The sequence below is a fragment of the Sporichthya brevicatena genome, assembly GCF_039525035.1.
Classification (GTDB): domain Bacteria; phylum Actinomycetota; class Actinomycetes; order Sporichthyales; family Sporichthyaceae; genus Sporichthya; species Sporichthya brevicatena.
The window spans coordinates 14549-32389 of record NZ_BAAAHE010000004.1 but is presented as its reverse complement, the minus strand read 5'-3'; the positions used below and the strand labels follow the sequence as shown (position 1 = coordinate 32389).

General features: G+C 71.9%; 23 protein-coding genes. 6 read left to right on the top strand and 17 right to left on the bottom strand.

The features are described from left to right. Positions 1 to 17 precede the first annotated feature (17 nt). Together ABD401_RS01475 and ABD401_RS01470 are read right to left on the bottom strand one after the other, a co-directional pair. Positions 18 to 1205: a serine hydrolase domain-containing protein gene (locus ABD401_RS01475; protein ID WP_344600824.1), complete on the bottom strand. Its 1188-nt coding sequence runs from the start codon at positions 1203 to 1205 to the stop codon at positions 18 to 20. Positions 1206 to 1224: 19 nt separating this feature from the next. Then, positions 1225 to 1620, bottom strand: a complete 396-nt coding sequence (locus tag ABD401_RS01470) for a (deoxy)nucleoside triphosphate pyrophosphohydrolase (RefSeq protein ID WP_344600822.1) — start codon at positions 1618 to 1620, stop codon at positions 1225 to 1227. Between the two features lie 33 nt (positions 1621 to 1653). Between ABD401_RS01470 and ABD401_RS01465 the strand changes: the two genes are divergently transcribed. Together ABD401_RS01465 and ABD401_RS01460 are read left to right on the top strand one after the other, a co-directional pair. After that, positions 1654 to 1953: a 4a-hydroxytetrahydrobiopterin dehydratase gene (locus tag ABD401_RS01465; protein WP_344600820.1), complete on the top strand. Its 300-nt coding sequence runs from the start codon at positions 1654 to 1656 to the stop codon at positions 1951 to 1953. Between the two features lie 37 nt (positions 1954 to 1990). Beyond that, a complete protein-coding gene (locus ABD401_RS01460; RefSeq protein WP_344600818.1) occupies positions 1991 to 2467 on the top strand; it encodes a GNAT family N-acetyltransferase in 477 nt (158 codons plus the stop codon). A gap of 13 nt (positions 2468 to 2480) precedes the next feature. On the opposite strand, the gene ABD401_RS01455 is transcribed toward ABD401_RS01460, so the two are convergent. From ABD401_RS01455 to ABD401_RS01430, 6 genes are all read right to left on the bottom strand, one after another. After that, positions 2481 to 3287 carry a LuxR C-terminal-related transcriptional regulator gene (locus ABD401_RS01455; protein ID WP_344600816.1) on the bottom strand — a complete coding sequence of 269 codons (807 nt, stop codon included), beginning with the start codon at positions 3285 to 3287 and terminating at the stop codon, positions 2481 to 2483. A gap of 137 nt (positions 3288 to 3424) precedes the next feature. Further along, positions 3425 to 3895 carry a hypothetical protein gene (locus ABD401_RS01450; protein WP_344600814.1) on the bottom strand — a complete coding sequence of 157 codons (471 nt, stop codon included), beginning with the start codon at positions 3893 to 3895 and terminating at the stop codon, positions 3425 to 3427. A gap of 34 nt (positions 3896 to 3929) precedes the next feature. Then, positions 3930 to 5600, bottom strand: a complete 1671-nt coding sequence (locus ABD401_RS01445) for an MFS transporter (protein WP_344600813.1) — start codon at positions 5598 to 5600, stop codon at positions 3930 to 3932. Between the two features lie 145 nt (positions 5601 to 5745). Continuing rightward, a complete protein-coding gene (locus tag ABD401_RS01440) occupies positions 5746 to 6246 on the bottom strand; it encodes a TIGR00725 family protein (RefSeq protein ID WP_344600812.1) in 501 nt (166 codons plus the stop codon). Positions 6247 to 6282: 36 nt separating this feature from the next. Continuing rightward, the gene (locus ABD401_RS01435) at positions 6283 to 6867 is read right to left on the bottom strand and encodes a TetR/AcrR family transcriptional regulator (RefSeq protein WP_344600810.1); all 585 of its coding nucleotides are present in this window, start codon (positions 6865 to 6867) and stop codon (positions 6283 to 6285) included. Between the two features lie 23 nt (positions 6868 to 6890). Beyond that, positions 6891 to 7388, bottom strand: a complete 498-nt coding sequence (locus ABD401_RS01430) for an SRPBCC family protein (RefSeq protein WP_344600808.1) — start codon at positions 7386 to 7388, stop codon at positions 6891 to 6893. Positions 7389 to 7460: 72 nt separating this feature from the next. On the opposite strand from ABD401_RS01430, the gene ABD401_RS01425 reads away from it, so the two are divergent. Continuing rightward, positions 7461 to 8480: an LLM class flavin-dependent oxidoreductase gene (locus ABD401_RS01425; RefSeq protein WP_344601123.1), complete on the top strand. Its 1020-nt coding sequence runs from the start codon at positions 7461 to 7463 to the stop codon at positions 8478 to 8480. On the opposite strand, the gene rnhA is transcribed toward ABD401_RS01425, so the two are convergent. Genes rnhA through ABD401_RS01400 form a run of 5 tightly spaced genes read right to left on the bottom strand, consistent with a single transcriptional unit; the run spans position 8470 to position 10497 of the window. Next, positions 8470 to 8916 (bottom strand): ribonuclease HI, encoded by a 447-nt coding sequence (gene rnhA / locus ABD401_RS01420; protein ID WP_344600806.1) that lies wholly within the window; start codon positions 8914 to 8916, stop codon positions 8470 to 8472. The two genes, ABD401_RS01425 and rnhA, sit on opposite strands and share 11 nt — an antisense overlap. Then, on the bottom strand, positions 8913 to 9377 hold the full coding sequence (locus tag ABD401_RS01415) for a hypothetical protein (protein WP_344600803.1): 465 nt from the start codon (positions 9375 to 9377) through the stop codon (positions 8913 to 8915). Before ABD401_RS01415 ends, rnhA begins: the two co-directional genes overlap by 4 nt. A 22-nt stretch (positions 9378 to 9399) precedes the next feature. After that, the gene (locus tag ABD401_RS01410) at positions 9400 to 9864 is read right to left on the bottom strand and encodes a phage tail protein (protein ID WP_344600801.1); all 465 of its coding nucleotides are present in this window, start codon (positions 9862 to 9864) and stop codon (positions 9400 to 9402) included. Between the two features lie 42 nt (positions 9865 to 9906). Further along, on the bottom strand, positions 9907 to 10200 hold the full coding sequence (locus ABD401_RS01405) for a HigA family addiction module antitoxin (RefSeq protein ID WP_344600799.1): 294 nt from the start codon (positions 10198 to 10200) through the stop codon (positions 9907 to 9909). Positions 10201 to 10215: 15 nt separating this feature from the next. Continuing rightward, positions 10216 to 10497 carry a type II toxin-antitoxin system RelE/ParE family toxin gene (locus tag ABD401_RS01400; RefSeq protein WP_344600796.1) on the bottom strand — a complete coding sequence of 94 codons (282 nt, stop codon included), beginning with the start codon at positions 10495 to 10497 and terminating at the stop codon, positions 10216 to 10218. A 120-nt stretch (positions 10498 to 10617) separates the two neighbouring features. Between ABD401_RS01400 and ABD401_RS01395 the strand changes: the two genes are divergently transcribed. Further along, on the top strand, positions 10618 to 11073 hold the full coding sequence (locus ABD401_RS01395) for a hypothetical protein (protein WP_344600793.1): 456 nt from the start codon (positions 10618 to 10620) through the stop codon (positions 11071 to 11073). A 68-nt stretch (positions 11074 to 11141) separates the two neighbouring features. On the opposite strand, the gene ychF is transcribed toward ABD401_RS01395, so the two are convergent. Next, a complete protein-coding gene (gene ychF, locus ABD401_RS01390; RefSeq protein WP_344600791.1) occupies positions 11142 to 12227 on the bottom strand; it encodes a redox-regulated ATPase YchF in 1086 nt (361 codons plus the stop codon). Positions 12228 to 12238: 11 nt separating this feature from the next. After that, positions 12239 to 13108 carry a GDSL-type esterase/lipase family protein gene (locus ABD401_RS01385; protein ID WP_344600789.1) on the bottom strand — a complete coding sequence of 290 codons (870 nt, stop codon included), beginning with the start codon at positions 13106 to 13108 and terminating at the stop codon, positions 12239 to 12241. A 121-nt stretch (positions 13109 to 13229) separates the two neighbouring features. Here ABD401_RS01385 and ABD401_RS01380 point away from each other — a divergent pair, with 121 nt between their 5' ends. Both ABD401_RS01380 and ABD401_RS01375 read left to right on the top strand, forming a co-directional pair. Next, on the top strand, positions 13230 to 14273 hold the full coding sequence (locus ABD401_RS01380; RefSeq protein ID WP_344600787.1) for a DNA recombination protein RmuC: 1044 nt from the start codon (positions 13230 to 13232) through the stop codon (positions 14271 to 14273). Positions 14274 to 14299: 26 nt separating this feature from the next. Next, positions 14300 to 15280, top strand: a complete 981-nt coding sequence (locus ABD401_RS01375; protein WP_344600785.1) for a 4-hydroxy-3-methylbut-2-enyl diphosphate reductase — start codon at positions 14300 to 14302, stop codon at positions 15278 to 15280. 19 nt (positions 15281 to 15299) lie between these two features. On the opposite strand, the gene ABD401_RS01370 is transcribed toward ABD401_RS01375, so the two are convergent. Together ABD401_RS01370 and ABD401_RS01365 are read right to left on the bottom strand one after the other, a co-directional pair. Then, positions 15300 to 15932 (bottom strand): plastocyanin/azurin family copper-binding protein, encoded by a 633-nt coding sequence (locus ABD401_RS01370; protein ID WP_344600783.1) that lies wholly within the window; start codon positions 15930 to 15932, stop codon positions 15300 to 15302. 50 nt (positions 15933 to 15982) lie between these two features. Then, positions 15983 to 17815 carry a copper resistance CopC/CopD family protein gene (locus ABD401_RS01365; protein WP_344600781.1) on the bottom strand — a complete coding sequence of 611 codons (1833 nt, stop codon included), beginning with the start codon at positions 17813 to 17815 and terminating at the stop codon, positions 15983 to 15985. Between the last annotated feature and the right edge of the window lie 26 nt (positions 17816 to 17841).

Genomic DNA, 17841 nt, shown 5'->3' with positions numbered 1-17841 from the left:
TTCGGACGTTGCTGTTTTCAAGGCGCGCGGACCGCGACCATCAGGCGACGGAAGAACTCCTCGTAGCCGGCTTTCTGACTGCCGTTCCAGATCAGGTTCTCGTCGAGCTTCTCGGTGTCGGAGCTGTTGTCCGGGGAGCGCTCGCCGGCGCGGGTGACCACGAGGTCGAGGCTCGGGATGACGAACACGTGCTGCCCGTGGGCGCCCCAGGTGTAGTACATGTCCGCCGGCGCGGTCGCGATCCACGGCCGGGCCGGACGGATCTCGCGCCGGGTGATGATCGAGGCGTTGACCTGACGCTGGTCCCCCGTGCACCCGTTGAGCCAGGTCATGAACCCGTAGCCGCAGTTCGCGCTCGTGCCGGTGCGGAGCAGCTCCAGGTAATCGGCGTCGATCATCCGCCGGTCCCCGACGAGCCCCTGACGTCGCATCAGGTCGCCGATCCGGCCGAACTCCAGCGGGCGCAGGTGCAGGTTCGCGTGCGTCATCGGGGTGCCGGAGCGGTCGGTCTGCCACACGTAGGCGTCGGCGGGGATGCCGAGCGGGGTGAAGAATTCGTCCCGGGCGAAGGCGAGGAGGTTCGGGGCCACGCCGGACCGCCGCAGCGCGGACTCGACGACCCAGTTCAACAGCGAGGCCGCGTTCTGGTCGTACTCGAAGTACTCCCCCGGGCGGTGACGCATCCGGATCTTCATGGCGTCCTGAGGCCCGATCAGGTCCGCGTTCAGCGCCATCGCGAACATCGGCCGCAGTTCCAGGCCGGTCGTCATCGTCAGGATGTGCCGCACGGTGATCGCCCGGTGCTCGTCGTCACCGACCCCCGGCGGCAGGTGCTTGCCGATCGGGTCGTCGACGTCGATGACGCCGCGGCGCACCGCGACGCCGGCGACGAGCGCCGAGATCGTCTTGGTCTGGCTCCAGTTCTGTCGCGGGATCCGCTCGATCGCCGGGTCCAGCGTTCCCTCGGCAACCAGGCAGCCGTGGCGGAAGACCTTGAGGCTCTCGGCTCCCTCGTTCACCCAGTAGTCGACGGCGGCGCGCAGGGCCGCCTCGTCCAGCCCGACGGCGGCGGCGCCCGCGCGCTCGTAGCCGGCCGCGTTCGGGGCGCACTGCGGGGACCAGGCATCCGCCGGCGGAGGCGGGAGGAGCGCGAGCGCAGTCCCGGCCGCCAGCACCAGGGCGGCGACGCGGCGCGGAGTCCTCATGGCGCCTTGTTCTACCCGTTCACGCCAGATTCGCAAGGGCCGAGACCGCGGTGACCGCAGGCACGTCCGCCGGCAGCCACGGCACCGCGAACAGGTCCGCGGCGCCGAGCCAGCGCAGCTCGTCGTGGTCCTCCAACGGGGCCGGCTCCCCGGTGACGATCTCCGCGAGGTAGACGCGGAGCACCAGACTCGGCCCCAGCGGCCACTCGCCGGGGACCCGGGCGCCCGGCGTGATCTCGATGCCGAGCTCCTCCCGGCACTCCCGCACCAGGGCCGCGAGCTCGCTCTCCCCCGGCTCGACCTTGCCGCCCGGGAGCTCCCAGCCACCGGCGAGCGTGGCCGGGGCGCTGCGGCGTGCACCGAGCAGCATCCCGCGGCGCACGATCGCCGCGCCGACGACGATCTGCGGCACCACGCCTCCCGTTCCGGCCGGGGTTAGGGTCGGTTCATGGTCGCACTGCTGAGCGAGGACGACGTCACGGCCGGGCTGGCCGACCTGAACGGCTGGACCGGCGACACCGCCGAGATCCGCCGCTCGTACGCCGCCCCGGACTTCCCGACCGCGATCCGCCTCGTCGACGCGGTCGCCGTCGCCGCCGAGGAGATGGACCACCACCCGGACATGGACATCCGCTGGCGGACCGTCCACTTCACGATCTCCACGCACTCCGCGGGCGGGGTCACCGAGCTGGACCTGGCGCTCGCGCGCAAGATCGACGAGGCCGCCGCCGGACTCGGCGCCGCCTGACCCGAATTTCCCTTGCCCCACCTGGGAGAATCGCCCCATGACGATGGCTGAGCCGACCACCCTGGTCCTCACGCCGACCCCGTACGACGACCCCGTGGCCGTCGGCCTCATCGAGGCCGTCCAGCAGGTGTACGTGGCGCGCTACGGCGGCCGGGACGCGACCCCCGTGGAGCCCGCGGAGTTCGCCCCACCCCGCGGGCTCTTCCTCGTCGGCCGCCTCGGCGGCGAACCGATCGCCTGCGGCGGCTGGCGCATCGTCGAGCCCGGCCTCGCCGAGCTCAAGCGCATGTACGTCGCGTCCGGCTTCCGCGGCCGCGGGCTCTCCCGGGTCCTGCTCGCCGCGCTGGAGGACTCCGCCCGCCAGGTCGGCATCACCCGGATCCGCCTGGAGACCGGCCACCGTCAGCCCGAGGCCATTCGGCTCTACGAGACCAGCGGCTACACGGTCATCGAGAAGTTCGGCGTCTACCGCCACGACCCCGGCTCGACCTGCTTCGGGAAGTCGCTGGTCTGAGCCGGCGGGCCGGTCAGAGCAGCCCGCGGCTCCGGGCGATGAAGACGGCCCGGGTCCGGGTGTGGGCCTCGAGGCGGCGCATCGCGTCGTGGACGTAGGTCTTCACCGTCGCGTCGGCGAGACCGGTGCGCTCGGCGATCTCACGGTTGGTCAGGCCGTCCCCGACAAGCCGGAGGATCTGCGCCTGACGGGTCGTCAACGGGCTCGGGCCGTTGGCCGCGACCGGTTCGGGGTCGTCCTGGGTCAGAGCGAGCACGGCGCGCTCCAGACGGGGGCGCAGGGGGCTCGGGCCGAGGGCCTCGGCCACCGCGCGCAGCTCGGCGACGACGCCGTTGGGCACGCCGTTCCGATCGGCGGCGGGGAGCATGTGCTCGAGGTCCCGCTCGACGGTGCGGGCGACGTGTTCCGCGGCGCGGATCGCCGTCTCCCCCAGCGGCCGGGAGCGGGACGCCGCGTAGAGCACGGCCACGACCTCGTCGGAGTGCCGCACGGGCGCCGCGAGGGCCGAGACGAGCCCCTCGTGCTGCACCGCGCGGTCGTACTCGTGGGTGATCAGGCGCGAGCCGGTGTAGTCGTCCACGACAACGGCCCGACCGCCGGCGACGGCCTTGCCCCCGAGTCCCGTGCCCGGGTGCACGACGAGACCCTCGAGCGCGGGCGTGCGCAGACCCGAGACCTGGCTGATGACGACGGCGCGCTTACCGGTGCCGTCGTCCTCCACCGCGCCGCCGAACACCACCGGGAGACCGGTGAGCTCCTGCAGCAGGCCGAGGCGTTGCCGTACCGCCTGGCGGATCACCGCCGTCGCCGCTGCGCCCACGCCCACCTCCCGACCACATGCTGCTGATCGCCGGCGGGCGCAGCGCCACGCTAATCGACCGCCGTGGCTCAGCGGAACTCAAGATCCTCCGAAAGGAGGGATCGAACCGCCTTCGTTGGAGCGGCGGACGAAGTCGCCTACGGCCGGACGGCGCAGCTCGCGACGACGCGCGGGCCGTTCTTGATCCGGAACGTCACCTGGGCGACGACGCGCTCGACGTCCGCGCCGTTGCTGCGCGGGTTGAGCCGCCATGTCGCGGGCGAGGAGTTGCGGCTCACGGCCGACGCCGAGCCGATCATCCCACCCCCGGAGCTGCGGGGCTCGTTCTCGACGCTGATCACGATGCGCTGGACGTCGACGCGCCGGTTGTCCGTGGCGCGGACGCGGATGCGGCGGACGTCGTCGCTGCCGCGCTCGCGCAGCTTGAGCTTGACCTTGATCCGCAGGGTCGTCTTCTTCGGCGCCTCGAACGTGCAGACGCGCGTGACCGTCGGGCCCGCGGCCGCGGCGGCGCCGGTCGCCGGGTCCGCCGCCGCGGGAACTGCGACCACGCCGGCCACCAGTGCGCCCGTCACAACTGCCGGGCCGAACGCGGAGAAGATCGTCATGGCGGACACGTAATCACAGATGTGTAAGGGGCTTCTAAACGTTCACTTTGGTCTGGGACAGGTCACCCTCGGCAACCGCCGGAGCGGGGCTCACGGGCTCAGTCTCCCGAGACTCCCCGCTCTCCCCGGGCTCGCTCGGTGGCACGAGGTGGCCGTGCTCGACGGCGGCCTGGGCCGCGGGCTTGAGGCCGACGAACGCGAAGCCGGCGACGAAGGTGGCGAGCACCGCCGCGATCGCCGTCGAGAGCCGCATGCCGTCGACGAACGCGTGCTCGGCGATGTCGAGCAGCGCGTAGGCGAGGTTCGCGGGCAGGTCCGCCGCCGCGGCCACGGCACCACCGAGGGTGTCGCGGGCGTCGGCCGCCGCCTCCGGCGGAACGCCGGCCGGCAGCTCGTCCAGACCGTTGCGGTACATCGTCACGCCGACGCTGCCGAAGATCGCGATACCCAGCGCACCGCCGAGCTCGGCGGCGGTCTCGGAGATCCCCGAGGCCGCACCCGCCTTCTCCGGCGGCGCGGAGCCGACGATCAGCTCCGTCGTCAGGCCGAAGACCGGCCCCATGCCGAGCGAGATGATCACCGATCCGAGCACCGCGATCGTCAGGCCCCGGTCGCCGTTGTCGGCGCTCACGCCGATGAGGACGTAGAGACCGAGCGCCGCGACCGCGAGACCCGTGCCGACGAGCTGCGGCGGGGTGAAGCGGTGCGCCAGACGCGGCGTCATCTGCGAGGTCACGACGAAGCCGGCCGCCCCGGGCAGACCCCAGAGCCCGGCCTCCAGCGGCGATAGCCCGAGCACGAGCTGCAGGTACTGGAAGACGAAGATGAAGTACCCGACCATCATGAAGATCGCGAAGAAGTTCACCGTCAGCGCGCTGTTGAACGAGCGCACGGTGAACAGGCTGACGTCGATCATCGGGTTCTCGAGCCGCTGCTGCCGGTAGGCCCAGGCCACGCCGACGAGCAGGCCGACCGTGATCGAGGCGTTCGCGGTGTCGGAGTACCCGTGCGCCGCGATCTCCTTGATGCCGTAAACGATGCCGAGGACGGCGACGACGGACATGGCCGCGCTGAGCACGTCCAGACGTCCGGCGTTCGGGTCCTTGTACTCGGGCAGGACGCGCGGGCCGAGGATCAGCAACGCGGCCATGACCGGCAGGGCGAGCAGGAAGACCGAGCCCCACCAGAACAGCTCGAGCATCGCGCCGCCGACGACGGGTCCGACGACCGAACCCGCGGAGAACGCCGCGATCCACCACGCGATCGCGATCCCGCGCTGCTTGGGGTCGGGGAACATGTGGAAGATCAGCGACAGCGTCGACGGGGCGATCGTCGCGCCGGACAGGCCGAGCAGCGCCCGGCTGACGATGAGCATCTCGGCGCTGTTCGAGAACGCGGCCAGGATCGAGGTCAGGCCGAAGCAGACCGCGCCGATCATCAGCAGCTTGCGGCGACCGATCCGGTCACCGAGCGTGCCCATGACGACCAGTGCGCCCGCGACCATGAAGCCGTAGACGTCGATGATCCAGAGCAGCTCGGTGCTCGTGGGGTGCAGGTCCTCGGAGATCTCCGGCACCGCGAGGTGCAGGACGGTGAGGTCCATGACGTAGAGCAGGCACGCCAGGGCAAGCACGGCCAGGCCGACCCACTCCTTGCGCCCGGCCTGGGGCGGGGCGTCGTTCGTGGCGACGTCGATGGCTGACACGGGGTGCTCCTGTCGTTCCGGACGGCACCGATCGGGCGCCTCGACCATGGTGCTGACTGGGACCGACAACCGCATCTGAATTCATCGGTGCCCGGCGGTGACCGGGGTCACCCGGGGGGCAGACGCCGAGGGTCAGACGCCGGGGTCAGACGCCGACCGCGGCCAGGCGCAGGGCCTGGTCCGCCGCCTCCTTGGGCGAGCCGGCGGGAACGCAGCCGGGGAGCAGATCCTCGGGTGAGTAGCTCGCGAGCAGCACCACGGGCTTGCCCAGGCGCACGGCGAGCGCGATCTCGCTCAGCGTCCCCGGGCTGCGGCCGATCGCGACGACGGCGTCGGCGGTCTGGACGACGAGCAGGTTGCGGCCCTGGCCGAGCCCGGTGGCCACGGCGACGTCCACGAACGGGTTCGCCGTCCGCCGGTCGGTGCCGGGCAGCAGACCGAGCGTCAGGCCCTCGCCGAGGTGCGCGCCCTCGCAGGCCCCGTGCATGACGCCGCCGAGGCCGCCGGTGACGACGACCGCGCCGCCCACCGCGAGGAGCCGGCCGACGCCGCGGGCGAGCTGGAGCTCCCGCTCGTCCGCCTCCTCGGGCCCGACGACGGCGATCTGACGCCGTGACGCCCCGGCCTGGCTGCTCTGCTCGCTCACCTGCCCATTGTCGTGGGTGGCGCGACCGACGCGGCGTCAGGCTCGCGCGAGCAGGGTCCGGGCGAGGATCAGGGCGCGCAGCTGCTCGCTCACGGCGAAGAGCGGGTCGATCGACCGCTGGGCGCGGCAGAGCCCGATCGCACCGGTCATCCCGGACATCACGGTCACCCCGAGGGCGTCGGCGTCGGCCGCTGACCAGCCGTCAGACTCGAACGCCGCGGCGATGGTTCGGCACCAGGCGGTGAGGATCCCGGCGGCCTTCGCGGTCAGGGCCTCGCCGTCGGGGCCGGCGTCCCCGGCCGTCGGGACGACCGGGCAGCCGGCGCGGAAGTCGGAGTCCTCCAGGACGCGGGTCCAGAAGGTGACCAGCCGGGTCAGCACCGCGTCGGTGCCCTTCTGCGCGGCGCGCTCCAGCATCCCGGTGAAGGTCTCGCCGGCGTAGGTGAGCGCCTCGTCGATCATCTGGGTCCGGCCCGCCGGGAAGTGGTGGTAGACCGATCCGCGCGGGGCCCCGCTGCGCGCGAGGACCTCGTCGACGGTGACGCCCGCCGCGCCGCGTTCGCGCATCACCTCGATGGTGGCGACCAGCATCTTCTGCCGGGTCTCGCCGCGGGGAGCCATGACGCGATTCTATGGTCGCGCGCCTACTTCGGCCCGAGAAGCTGGGCGAGGCCGTCCAGGTTGGCGGTCATGCCGGCGCGCCACTCCGCCAGGCGGCGGGCAATGATGCGGCCCTCCTTGTCGGGCATCGCGAGGATCGCGGGCGTCAGGCCCGACGGCCCCGGGCCCATGCGGCCCCACTGGCGGACGGTCGTCGCGTCCCGGCCCGGCTCGACCTCGAACCCCCAGGACGAACTCACCTCGCCGTCCTCGTAGACGACCTGCCAGACCCAGCGTCGGCCTTCCTCCACCTCGCTGACCAGGCAGGTCGTGCTCCAGTCGCCCATCACGTCGTTGCAGTTGTGGCCCCGGAAGCGGTTGCCGACCGCGACGCCGGTGGCGCCGTCCAGCCACTCGGCGGCCTTCAGCTCGGGCGAGAAGCGGGCCGGCAGCGTGATGTCGGTGACCAGCTCCCAGACCGCCTCGGGCGGCGCGGCCACGCGGGTCGAGCACTCCGTCGTCGGGCAGTCGCGGTACCGCACGAGCGGCCTCCTCCGGGTCGGGACCCCTACTATGGGGCTCACCATAGTCTTGGCCGACGAGAGGTGGCTACCGTGCGGGTCGGCGCGCTGGTGCAGCCCCAGGTCCCCGGTGCCGTCGCGTTCGCCCAGGCGGCCGAGGCACTCGGCGTCGCCTCGCTGTGGACCCCGGAGACGTGGGGGTACGACGCGCTGACCGGCCTGGCGTGGATCGCCGCGCACACGCGCACCCTCATCCTCGGCTCGTTCGTCGTGCAGCTGGGGTCGCGCAGCCCGGCGTTGCTCGCGTCGTCGGCGCTGAGCCTGCAGGCGCTGTCCGGCGGGCGCTTCCGGCTCGGCATCGGCGTCTCCGGGCCCGGGGTGATGGAGGGCTGGCACGGCGTCCGGTTCTCGCGGCCCGTGCAGACCACGCGGGAGACGATCGAGATCGTCCGCCAGGTCGCCCGCGGCGAGAAGCTGGTGCACCCCGGCGAGGTGTACCCGCTCCCCCTGCCGGACAGCCGCGGCAAGGCGATCACCCCGGACCTGGAGCCCGCGCACGTCCCGATCTACGTGGCCGCCCTCGGACCGCGGAACCTCGCGGTCACCGGCGAACTGGCGGACGGCTGGCTCGGCAACGCCTTCGTCCCCGAGCAGGCGGAGGTGTTCCTCGGTCCGATCGCCGAGGGCGCCGCAAGGGCCGGACGGACCCTCGCCGACCTCGACCTCGTCGCCCCGGTCGCGCTGGAGATCGCGTCCGACGAGGCCGACGCCGCCCGCCGCGTCCGCCGGCACGCGGACGGCTACGCGTTCACGATCGGCGCGATGGGATCGGGCTCGACGAACTTCTACAACGAGGCCTTCACCCGGCTCGGGTACGGCGACGAGGTGGCCGAGGTCGCCCGGCTCTGGCAGCAGAAGCGCCGCGAGGAGGCGGCCGCCGCGGTTCCCCTCGCGCTCGGGGCGCTGACGAACCTCGTCGGGACACGGGACCAGATCGCGGCCCGAGTGACGGAGTATCAGAAAGTCGGGATCATGACGTTGCTGGCGAAGACGTCGGGCCCGTGGGAGGAGCAGCTCGCGGCGTTGCGGCTGCTGGTGGAGCTCACCGGCTGACGGCCATCGCGGCCTGCATGCCGCGGGTGGCGAGCTGGTCGGCGAGCTCGTTGTCGGCGACGCCGTCGTGGCCCTTGACCCAGTGCCAGTGCACCTCGTGCTTGTCGCACGCGGACTTGAGCCGCTGCCACAGGTCGACGTTCTTCACCGGCTGCTTGGCCGCGGTCAGCCAGCCGTTGCGCTCCCACGAGCGCATCCAGCTGGTGATCCCGTTCCGGACGTACGTGCTGTCCGTGTACAGCTGCACGACCACGGGCCGGGTGAGCGCCTCCAGCGCCATGATCGGGGCCGTCAGCTCCATGCGGTTGTTGGTGGTGGTGCCGGGGTCCCCACCGAAGAGCTCGCGCATGTGGTCGCCGTAGCGCAGCACTGCGCCCCAGCCGCCGGGGCCGGGGTTGGGCGTGCAGCCGCCGTCGGTGTGGATGACGACGTTCATGCGTGCTTGGCCAGCACGTCGGCGCTGTCGCGCGCGGCGATCAGCTCCCCGACCCGGCGCTGCGCGTCGAGGATCAACTGCCGGTACTCCCCCTGCTCGCCGCCGCTCGGCGGCAGGTGCCCGTTGAGCGCGACCGAGCGGTCCAGCGCCGTCGCCGCCTCGTCGAAGCGGCCCATCCGGCGGTAGCTGTCGGCCAGGTTGAGCTGCAGCGACGGCACGAACCCGGCGACGGTCAGCGTGGGGTGAATCTCCTGCAGCGCCTCGTCGGTGACCTGGTCGGCCAGCATCAGCGCGAGTTCGTCCCAGCGGACCTCGGACTCCAGGTCCCGCTGCACGTCCGCGAGGTAGTGGGCGACGACCAGGCGCCGGGCGTGGTCCCGGACGTCGAGGGAGTCCCAGAGGGCTTCCAGACTCCCGGACGGTCCGTTCAGCGCCGCCCCCAGGCGCTCCAGGAAGGTCATGGGACCCACCCTAGGACGTTCCTCAGTACTCGCCCTTGATGACGAAGTACGACCCGCGGATCGTCCCGGCGAGCTTCGACTTCTGGCGGGCGAACTTGAACTTGTCCGCGAGCTCCGCCGGGACCTCCATGCCGTCGGAGAGCTTGAACCCAACGGCCCGCTTCCCGCCCGGCTCCAGCGTGTAGAGCACGTTGATCGACAGGCCCGACTCGTAGAAGACGTACGTCCAGCGCATCCCCTCGACCTCGAAGGACGTCGCCTCCAGCGGCTTGGAGTCGATGACGATGTCCCGCTCGTTCTTGAGGATCTTGGCCACGTAGGCGACCGCCTGCTTCGCCTTCGCCGCCGGCTCGGTCGCGAACTCGTGCCCGTACTTGTTCTGGAAGTACCGGGCCTCGTTCGCCCGCAGCCCCGCCAGCGCCTCCGCCACCGGCGACGACTCCAGCCCCGCGGTCGAGACGTTCACGAAATCCACGACAGTCGGCATGACCCCGATTCTGGACCGTCGGAGCCCCGAGCGGCAGGTCCGTCAGGCCGAACGCAGCGGCTCGATCCGGTCCAGCGTGTCGCCGAGGGCGTCGCGCTCGACCTCCAGGTCGTAACGGTTCTGCAGGTTGACCCAGAACAGGTCGCTGGTCCCGAAGTACCGCGCGAGGCGCAGGGCCGTGTCCGCAGAGATGCGGCGCTTCCCGTGGACGATCTCGTTGATCCGACGGGGCGGGACACCGATCGCGACCGCCACCTTGTGCTGAGTGACCCCCAGTGGCTCGATGAAATCCGCCATCAACACCTCACCCGGGTGGATCGGGTCGAGCTTCTTCACCGACGTCACACCTCCTCAGTGATAGTCCACGATCTCGACGTCCTCAGCACCCAGCTCGGTCCAGGTGAAGCAGATTCGCCACTGGTCGTTGATCCGGATGCTGTGCTGTCCGCGCCGAACTCCACGGAGCGCCTCCAGTCGGTTGCCGGGCGGTACCGCGAGGTCGTTGAGCGTCACGGCCGCGTCAAGGATCGCGAGCTTGCGCAGTGCTGTGCGCAGGATGCGCGGGTCGATGGATCTGACCCGATCGCGCTGCCACAGTCGTTCCGTCTCGCGGTCCGCGAACGACCTGATCACGGGCTCCAGGATAACGCGTTGCGTTATTAACGCAATACGTTATGCGCGAAGTCCAGCGGGGCCTTCGGGTGCAGCCCCACCCCCCGGGGCTGGAATGCCTGCCTTGGTTAAGCTCACGCGGTGCCTGCGTACCGATGCCGTTCCCACGACCGATCCGACTGCCGCGACGTCGTCTGCCGTCGTCAGGCCGAACGAGCCGGCCTGATCACCCCGACCGCCGCCCGGCCCCGCAGTTCCGGTGGAAGCTCCGGCGGGGGCGCCCGCACGCCCGTGACCAGCGCAGCCGCCCAGGCCCGGACCCGCGCCCGTGCCGGCGAGCTCTGGCTCGGCCCCGCGACCGTGACGTACTCCTCCTACGGCCAGGTCACCGGCTCGACCGCCCACCTCCCCGGCGGCGTCTGCAAGGTCCGCGGCGAGAACCCGGACTCCACCGGCCTGTTCGAGGGGTGGGGCCGCATCGAGAACACCCCGAACGCCATCGAGCAGTTGATCAGCGGCAACCCCGTGATGGCCACCGACGGTTCCGGCCTCATGGCCGTCCGGTTCTGCCAGTCCTGCAAGACCGTCCTCGGCTGACCCGCATCCCCCGTGACGTCAGCGAGATCGAGCGCTATGACGCGCGATCCCGCTGACGTTACGAGACATCAGACGTTGAAGCGGAACTCCACGACGTCGCCGTCGCGCATGACGTAGTCCTTGCCCTCGATGCGGACCTGGCCGCGGGCCTTGGCCTCGGCCATGGAGCCGGCGGCGACGAGGTCGTCGAAGGCGACGACCTCGGCCTTGATGAAGCCGCGCTGGAAGTCGGAGTGGATGACGCCGGCGGCCTCGGGGGCGGTGTCGCCCTTGTGGATGGTCCAGGCCCGGGCTTCCTTCGGACCCGCCGTCAGATAGGTCTGCAGGCCGAGGGTCGCGAAGCCGACGCGGGCGAGCAGGTTCAGGCCCGACTCCTCCTGGCCCGTGGACTGGAGCAGTTCGAGGGCCTCGTCCTCGTCGAGCTCGATCAGCTCGGACTCGATCTTCGCGTCGAGGAAGATCGCCTCGCTCGGGGCGACGAGGGCGCGGAGCTCGGCCTTGAGGGCCTCGTCGCCGAGCTCGCCGGAGTCCATGTTGAAGACGTAGAGGAACGGCTTCGCGGTGAGCAGGTGCAGCTCTTTCAGCGGCGCGGGGTCGAGGCCCGCGGCGTAGATCGTGCGCCCGGAGTTCAGGACCTCCTGCGCGGCCAGGACGGCGTCGAGGGTCGCGGCGTTCGCCTTCGCGAGGTCCTTCGAGAGCCGCGTCTCCTTCTGCAGGCGCGGCAAGACCTTCTCGATCGTCTGGAGGTCGGCGAGGATCAGCTCGGTGTTGATCGTCTCCATGTCGGCCTTCGGCGACACGACGCCGTCGACGTGGACGACGTCCGGGTCGTTGAAGACCCGGATCACCTGGCAGATCGCGTCCGACTCACGGATGTTCGCGAGGAACTTGTTTCCGAGGCCCTGGCCCTCGGAGGCGCCCTTCACGATGCCGGCGATGTCCACGAAGCTCACGGTGGCCGGGATGATCTTGGCCGAGCCGAAGATCTCCGCCAGCTTCTCCAGGCGCGGGTCCGGGACGCCCACGACGCCGACGTTCGGCTCGATCGTCGCGAACGGGTAGTTCGCCGCGAGCACGTCGTTCTTGGTCAGGGCGTTGAAGAGGGTGGACTTGCCGACGTTGGGCAGGCCGACGATCCCGATGGTGAGACTCACGTGGCGGGAGTCTACGCACCGCCCGCGCGGGCCGGTTCAGCCGCGAAGAACCCCGCCTTCCAGCTGACCTCCGCGAGCAGGCGCTGCCCGGACGTGCTCGGGTGGAAGTAGTCCCACTTGCTGACCTGCCCGAGCTGGAACCGCGCCCGGAACACGGCCCCGCCGTCGTAGCGGCACTGCGGCCCGTACGCGGCGCACTCGGCCTCCAGCACCGCATTGAACTGCTTCACCCGCGTCCGGACGCGCTCGCGGCGCTCGACGTCCTCCCGCCGCTCGGAGGTGGGGTATGCGAGCATCGACGGGCAGACGTCGAGCCGGTCCCACACCTGGCGGACCTGCCAGCGGCCCTTGCCGATCTCCCACAGCCGCCCGACGTCGGGGATGCTCGCCACGAGCACCCGCGCCTGCGGCGCCCCGGTGCGCAGCACCTCCAGGCCCTCCCGGATCGCGGCGCGGTAGTCCGCCACCGGCGTCATCGCGTCCTCGGAGGAGGTGCAGACGTCGTTCGCACCGATCTCGACCGTGACGTACCGCGCCCTGGCCTCCGCCGCCTGAGCCGCCTGCCCGGCCAGCGCCGCGGCCTTCGCCCCGCTGCGGGCGAGGTTGACCGCCCGGATCCGCACCCCGGTCGCCACCGGCAGCCGCTGTGCGTGGCTGCGGACGGCGGCGTCGCCGCCGGTGCTCCAGGACCGCTTCGGGCAGTCCCGGTAGAAGCCGCACGCGTTGAAGCCGCGCGTGATCGAGTCCCCGAGCGCGACGGCGACGACCGGCGCCGGCTTGCGCGCCGCCGCGGCCGGCGTGGCCGCGGGAGTCAGGGCGGCGAGCAGCGCCGTCGCCGTCGCGACCGCCCGGAACCGTCGTGTCGCCGAAAGAACTGCCATCGCCGAGTCCCCCAACCCGCGGCCTCCCCAGGACCTGCGCCGAACCCTAGACCGGGCGAATCGGGACGCACCAGACGTGACCGGGGCCGAACTGTCGGTGGTCCCCGGCATCGTGTGACGCATGATCGAACTGGGATCGGTGTTCCTCCTGGGGCTGGTGCTGGGCGCCGTCCTCGGCGTCACCGTGGCCGTCCGCCTCGCCGACCGGAACAGGCCGAGCGAGCGCCGCCCGGTCCCGCCGGGCGACCTCGACGACACCCTCGGCCGCCTGGAGGTCCGCCTCCGGGAGCTCGAACTCGCCCGCGCCGGCGCGTACGGCGCGCTCACCCAGCAGGTGAGCATGACGCGGGAGGCGACCGAAGCCCTCGCGATGCGGACGGGCGAACTGTTGACCGCCCTGCGCGCCCCGCAGACCCGCGGTCGCTGGGGCGAGCTGCAGCTGCGCCGCGTCGTGGAGCTGGCCGGGATGGCCCCGCACTGCGACTTCACCGAGCAGGTCAGCACCGCGACCGCCGACGGCACGCTCCGGCCGGACCTGGTCGTCCGGCTCACCGGCGGGCGCACGATCGTGGTCGACGCCAAGGTCTCGCTCGCCGCGTACCTGGAGGCGAGCGCGGCGCCGGACGAGGCCCGCCGCGAGGAGCGCCTGCGCGCCCACGCCCGGGCGCTGCGGACCCATGTCGACCAGCTCGCGGGCAAGGAGTACTGGCGCAGCGTGGCCGGCAGCCCCGAGTTCGTCGTGCTGTTCCTGCCGGGCGAGGCGTTCCTGTCCCCCGCGCTCGAACGCGACCCCGCCCTGCTGGAGCACGCCCTCGGCGCCCGCGTGATCATCGCCACCCCCACGACGCTGGTCGCGATGCTGCGCACCGTCGCCTGGAGCTGGCAGCAGGACAGCCTGACCACCCACGCCCGCGAGGTGTTCGACCTCGGCCGGGAGCTCTACGCCCGCCTGGCCACGATGGGCGAGCACGTCGACCGGCTCGGTCGCTCGCTCAACCGTGCGGTCGCGGATTACAACGCGACCGCCGGATCGCTGGAGAGCCGCGTGCTGGTCACCGCCCGCCGGTTGCAGGAACTGCGCGTGGTGGGTGACGACCTCCCCGCGCCGCGCGGGGCCGACGCGTGCGCCCGGCCGCTCACCGCCCCGGAACTGCTGCGGCCGTGATCCAGCTCTCGACCTAGAGTGGAGGGGTGACTTCTCCCGCCGCTCCCGCCCGCCGCCGCGTGCTCCTCGCCGCCCCGCGGGGTTACTGCGCGGGTGTCGACCGCGCGGTGCAGACCGTCGAGAAGGCCCTGGAACTCCACGGCGCTCCGGTCTACGTGCGCAAGGAGATCGTCCACAACCAGCACGTGGTCGCGACGCTGCGCGAGCGCGGCGCGATCTTCGTCGACGAGACCGACGAGGTGCCTGAGGGCTCGCTGGTCGTGTTCTCCGCCCACGGCGTCGCGCCGGTCGTGCACACCGAGGCGGCGGAGCGGTCGCTGCGGACGATCGACGCGACCTGCCCGTTGGTCACCAAGGTCCACAACGAGGCCCGCCGGTTCGCCGCGCAGGACTACGACATCCTCCTGATCGGCCACGAGGGCCACGAGGAGGTCATCGGCACCTCCGGCGAGGCCCCCGAGCACATCCACCTCGTCGACGGCCCCGACGACGTCGCCAACGTGCAGGTCCGCAACCCCGAGCACGTGGTCTGGCTGTCGCAGACGACGCTCTCGGTCGACGAGACCGTCGCCACCGTCGGCAAGCTGCGCGAACGCTTCCCCGCGCTCGTCGACCCGCCGAGCGACGACATCTGCTACGCCACCCAGAACCGTCAGGTCGCGGTGAAGCAGATGGCCGGTCAGTGCGACCTGTTCCTCGTGGTCGGCTCGCGCAACTCCTCGAACTCGGTGCGCCTGGTCGAGGTCGCCCGCGAGTACGGGGCGAAGGACGCGCACCTGATCGACCACGCCGGCGAGGTCGACGAGACCTGGCTGGACGGCGTCGGCACCATCGGCGTCAGCAGCGGCGCCTCGGTGCCCGAGGTGCTCGTCCGCGGCCTGCTGGAGTACCTCGCCGAGCGCGGCTTCGGCGACGTCGAGGAAGTGCGGTCCGCCGAGGAGACGCTGCTCTTCAGCCTCCCGAAGGAACTGCGGGGGATGAAGGAGCAGCGCCGCCCCGGCGCCTGACTTCTCGTCAGGTACTAACTCACCGCTCCGGCCGGATCGGCAGTCCCGCGACACCCGGGATCGTCGACTCCGGCGGCCCCGGCGGCGGGGCCGGGATCGACTTCTTCGCCGACTCCGCGTGGGCGTCGTGGTTCACCGGCGGCGCCGCCGGCGCCTTCTTCGGCTTGTCGGCCTTCTTGCCACCCGCCTTCTTGGCGTCCGTCTTCTTGCCGGTGGACTTGCCGGTGGACTTGCCGTCCTTGGCCCCCTTCGCGGGCTTGGCCGCCTTGGCGTCGACGACGTGCATCGTCATGAACATGTCCGGGTGGAACCGGCACGTCAGCGTGTAGTCGGCGACCTGGGTGAAGGTCCACTCGAAGTGGGCCCCCGGCGGGATGTCCGGCGAGTTGATCTCCGCCCCGCCCTGCTGCACGACACTGTGGATCGTCTGGTCGGTCTCGTAGTTCGTCCAGTGGACGGTGTCGCCGACGGTGACGGTCATCTCGAACGGGTTGAACTGCAGGTTCTTCTGACTCACCTCGTGCGATCCGGCCGACGGCCGTCCTTCCTGCGCCCCGGCGCCGGAGGGGCTGGTCGCAACCAGCCCCAGGACCAGCGCCGACACGGCGACTCCCCGCGTCCAGGGAAGCTGCGTGTACCTGCGAGTGCGCATCGGAATTCTCCTCATCGTTTCTGATGGTGCGTCAGTCAACGTCGTCCTGCTCATGCGCCCATCACCTGGGCCTCGAACGGCACGATCACCAGGGCCTCGCTGCCGTCGACGTCCCGGACCGTGATCCCCAGCTCCCACTGACCCGCCCGCGGGACGGTGAAGGCGCTGAAGAAGTGGCCCTGGCCGCTGCTGCTCAGCGGGCTCTGGCTGGACCGTTCCTGCGTCCCGCCGACGGTGCGCAGGTCCACGAGGACCGATCCGACGGGTAGGGGACGTCCCTGGTCGTCGGTGACCGAGACGTGCAACTCGTTGGGCAGCCCGCCGAACGCCGGGCTGATGACCGCCTGGATGAACCCGCGTCCCTTGGCCGGCCCCTCCGGGACCTCGAGCGGCTTCCGGAACGCCACCGGCTCCACGCCGGCGGCCGGCTTCGCCAACCGGAACCCGATGGTCAGGTCGGCGGGCGAGGCGGCAAGCAGCGCACGGTTCGTGCTCGCCGAGGAGTGCGCGGCCAACGCGGCCTCGTGCGCCGCCTCGGCCGGCTGGGTCGCGACCAGCGTCGCCGTCACCGCGAGGACGACGGCGCCGAGACTGGTCTCCAGCGCGACCACGCGGCCGAGCCGCGTCGAGCCCACCTCCACCGCCGCCGACCGCGCCGTGCTGACGCCGGCGCGCCGGGACCCCCGGCCCTCGGGGACCGCGTGCGCCGCCACCAGACGCGGCGTGGCCCACCACCGGGCGAACCCGCCGAGGGCGACGATGCCCAGGACGAGGCCGACCTTGACCATCAGCCAGTCGCCGTAGGTCGTGGAGGTCAGCGCGTCGGCCGACCCCACCTGACGCCAGGCCTGGATCACGCCGGTGGCCACGAGCGCGACGACGCAGATCGTCGCCGTCCGCGAGAACATCGGCACGGCCTTGGTGAGCGCCGCGGAGTCCTTCACCTTCAGCAGCAGCACGAGCAGCGCCGGCATGCCACCGAGCCAGGCGCTCATCGCCATCATGTGCACGAGATCGACCGGCAGCGTGACGAACCGGCCGCTCCCCTCGGCACTGTGGGTCGCGAGACTCCAGGTCAGGGCGAGTGCCCCTCCCCCGATCAGCGTCGCCGCGACCGGACCCGGGCCGCCGACGCGACCGGACCGCCGGGCCCGGCGCAACCACAGCGCGAGCGCGACGACGACCGCCGCGAGCAGCGCGAGCCGGACGAGCAGCAGCTTGCCGATGCGCGTCGAGATCCCGTAGTCGAGTCCGTCGACGATGCCGGAGAGCCCGGTCCCCTGCACGTAGGGCCCGTACAGGAGCAGACTCGCCGTCGACGCGGCGGCGAGCGCCCCGAGGCCGTACCAGATCATCCGCCGCACCGCCGTCACGCCGAGGCCGCCGGGCCAGGCGAGGACGAGGAGCAGCAGCGTCCCGACGGCGAGTGCCAGACCCACGAACGCGGTCCAGCGCGCGATGCCCAGATAGAGCCCGAGCGCCCCGCCGTCGGAGACCAGCGCGTCCGGGGTGGCCGACGCCGTGGCGACGCCGACGCTGAACCGGAAAGAGCCCTGCAGCGGATGGCCGTCCGCGGACACCACCCGGTAGAGCACGGTGCGGGTTCCCTGGGCCAGGTCGGCCGGGAGGGTCACCTCCAGGGTGTTCGGGTTGGCCGCCACGTGCACCGGGTCGCTCACGGCCAGCGGGGCGCCGCTGGGTTCGAGCACCTGCACGAGGGCGGTCTTGAGATCGATCGCGTCACTGAACGTCAGCGACACGGTCTTCGGAGCCGCGGCCAGGACCTGGTCCGGCCGCGGGGCGGTGCCGATCAGGCTCGCGTGTGCCGCGGCGGGCGTCGCCAGGCCGAGCAGCGCGAGACCACTCAGCAGGGCGACGACCACCGCCGCGGCGAGACATCGCCAGGGGG

Excerpts from the sequence above, each read along its gene's own strand:
- ABD401_RS01460 (WP_344600818.1), top strand. The coding sequence starts at position 1,991 with ATGACGATGGCTGAGCCGACCACCCTGGTCCTCACGCCGACCCCGTAC.
- rnhA (WP_344600806.1), bottom strand. The coding sequence starts at position 8,916 with ATGAACGTCGTCATCCACACCGACGGCGGCTGCACGCCCAACCCCGGC.
- ABD401_RS01415 (WP_344600803.1), bottom strand. The coding sequence starts at position 9,377 with ATGACCTTCCTGGAGCGCCTGGGGGCGGCGCTGAACGGACCGTCCGGG.
- ABD401_RS01435 (WP_344600810.1), bottom strand. The coding sequence starts at position 6,867 with ATGGCTCCCCGCGGCGAGACCCGGCAGAAGATGCTGGTCGCCACCATC.
- ABD401_RS01475 (WP_344600824.1), bottom strand. The coding sequence starts at position 1,205 with ATGAGGACTCCGCGCCGCGTCGCCGCCCTGGTGCTGGCGGCCGGGACT.
- ABD401_RS01465 (WP_344600820.1), top strand. The coding sequence starts at position 1,654 with ATGGTCGCACTGCTGAGCGAGGACGACGTCACGGCCGGGCTGGCCGAC.
- ABD401_RS01410 (WP_344600801.1), bottom strand. The coding sequence starts at position 9,864 with ATGCCGACTGTCGTGGATTTCGTGAACGTCTCGACCGCGGGGCTGGAG.
- ABD401_RS01370 (WP_344600783.1), bottom strand. The coding sequence starts at position 15,932 with ATGCGCACTCGCAGGTACACGCAGCTTCCCTGGACGCGGGGAGTCGCC.
- ABD401_RS01380 (WP_344600787.1), top strand. The coding sequence starts at position 13,230 with ATGATCGAACTGGGATCGGTGTTCCTCCTGGGGCTGGTGCTGGGCGCC.
- ABD401_RS01385 (WP_344600789.1), bottom strand. The coding sequence starts at position 13,108 with ATGGCAGTTCTTTCGGCGACACGACGGTTCCGGGCGGTCGCGACGGCG.
- ABD401_RS01450 (WP_344600814.1), bottom strand. The coding sequence starts at position 3,895 with ATGACGATCTTCTCCGCGTTCGGCCCGGCAGTTGTGACGGGCGCACTG.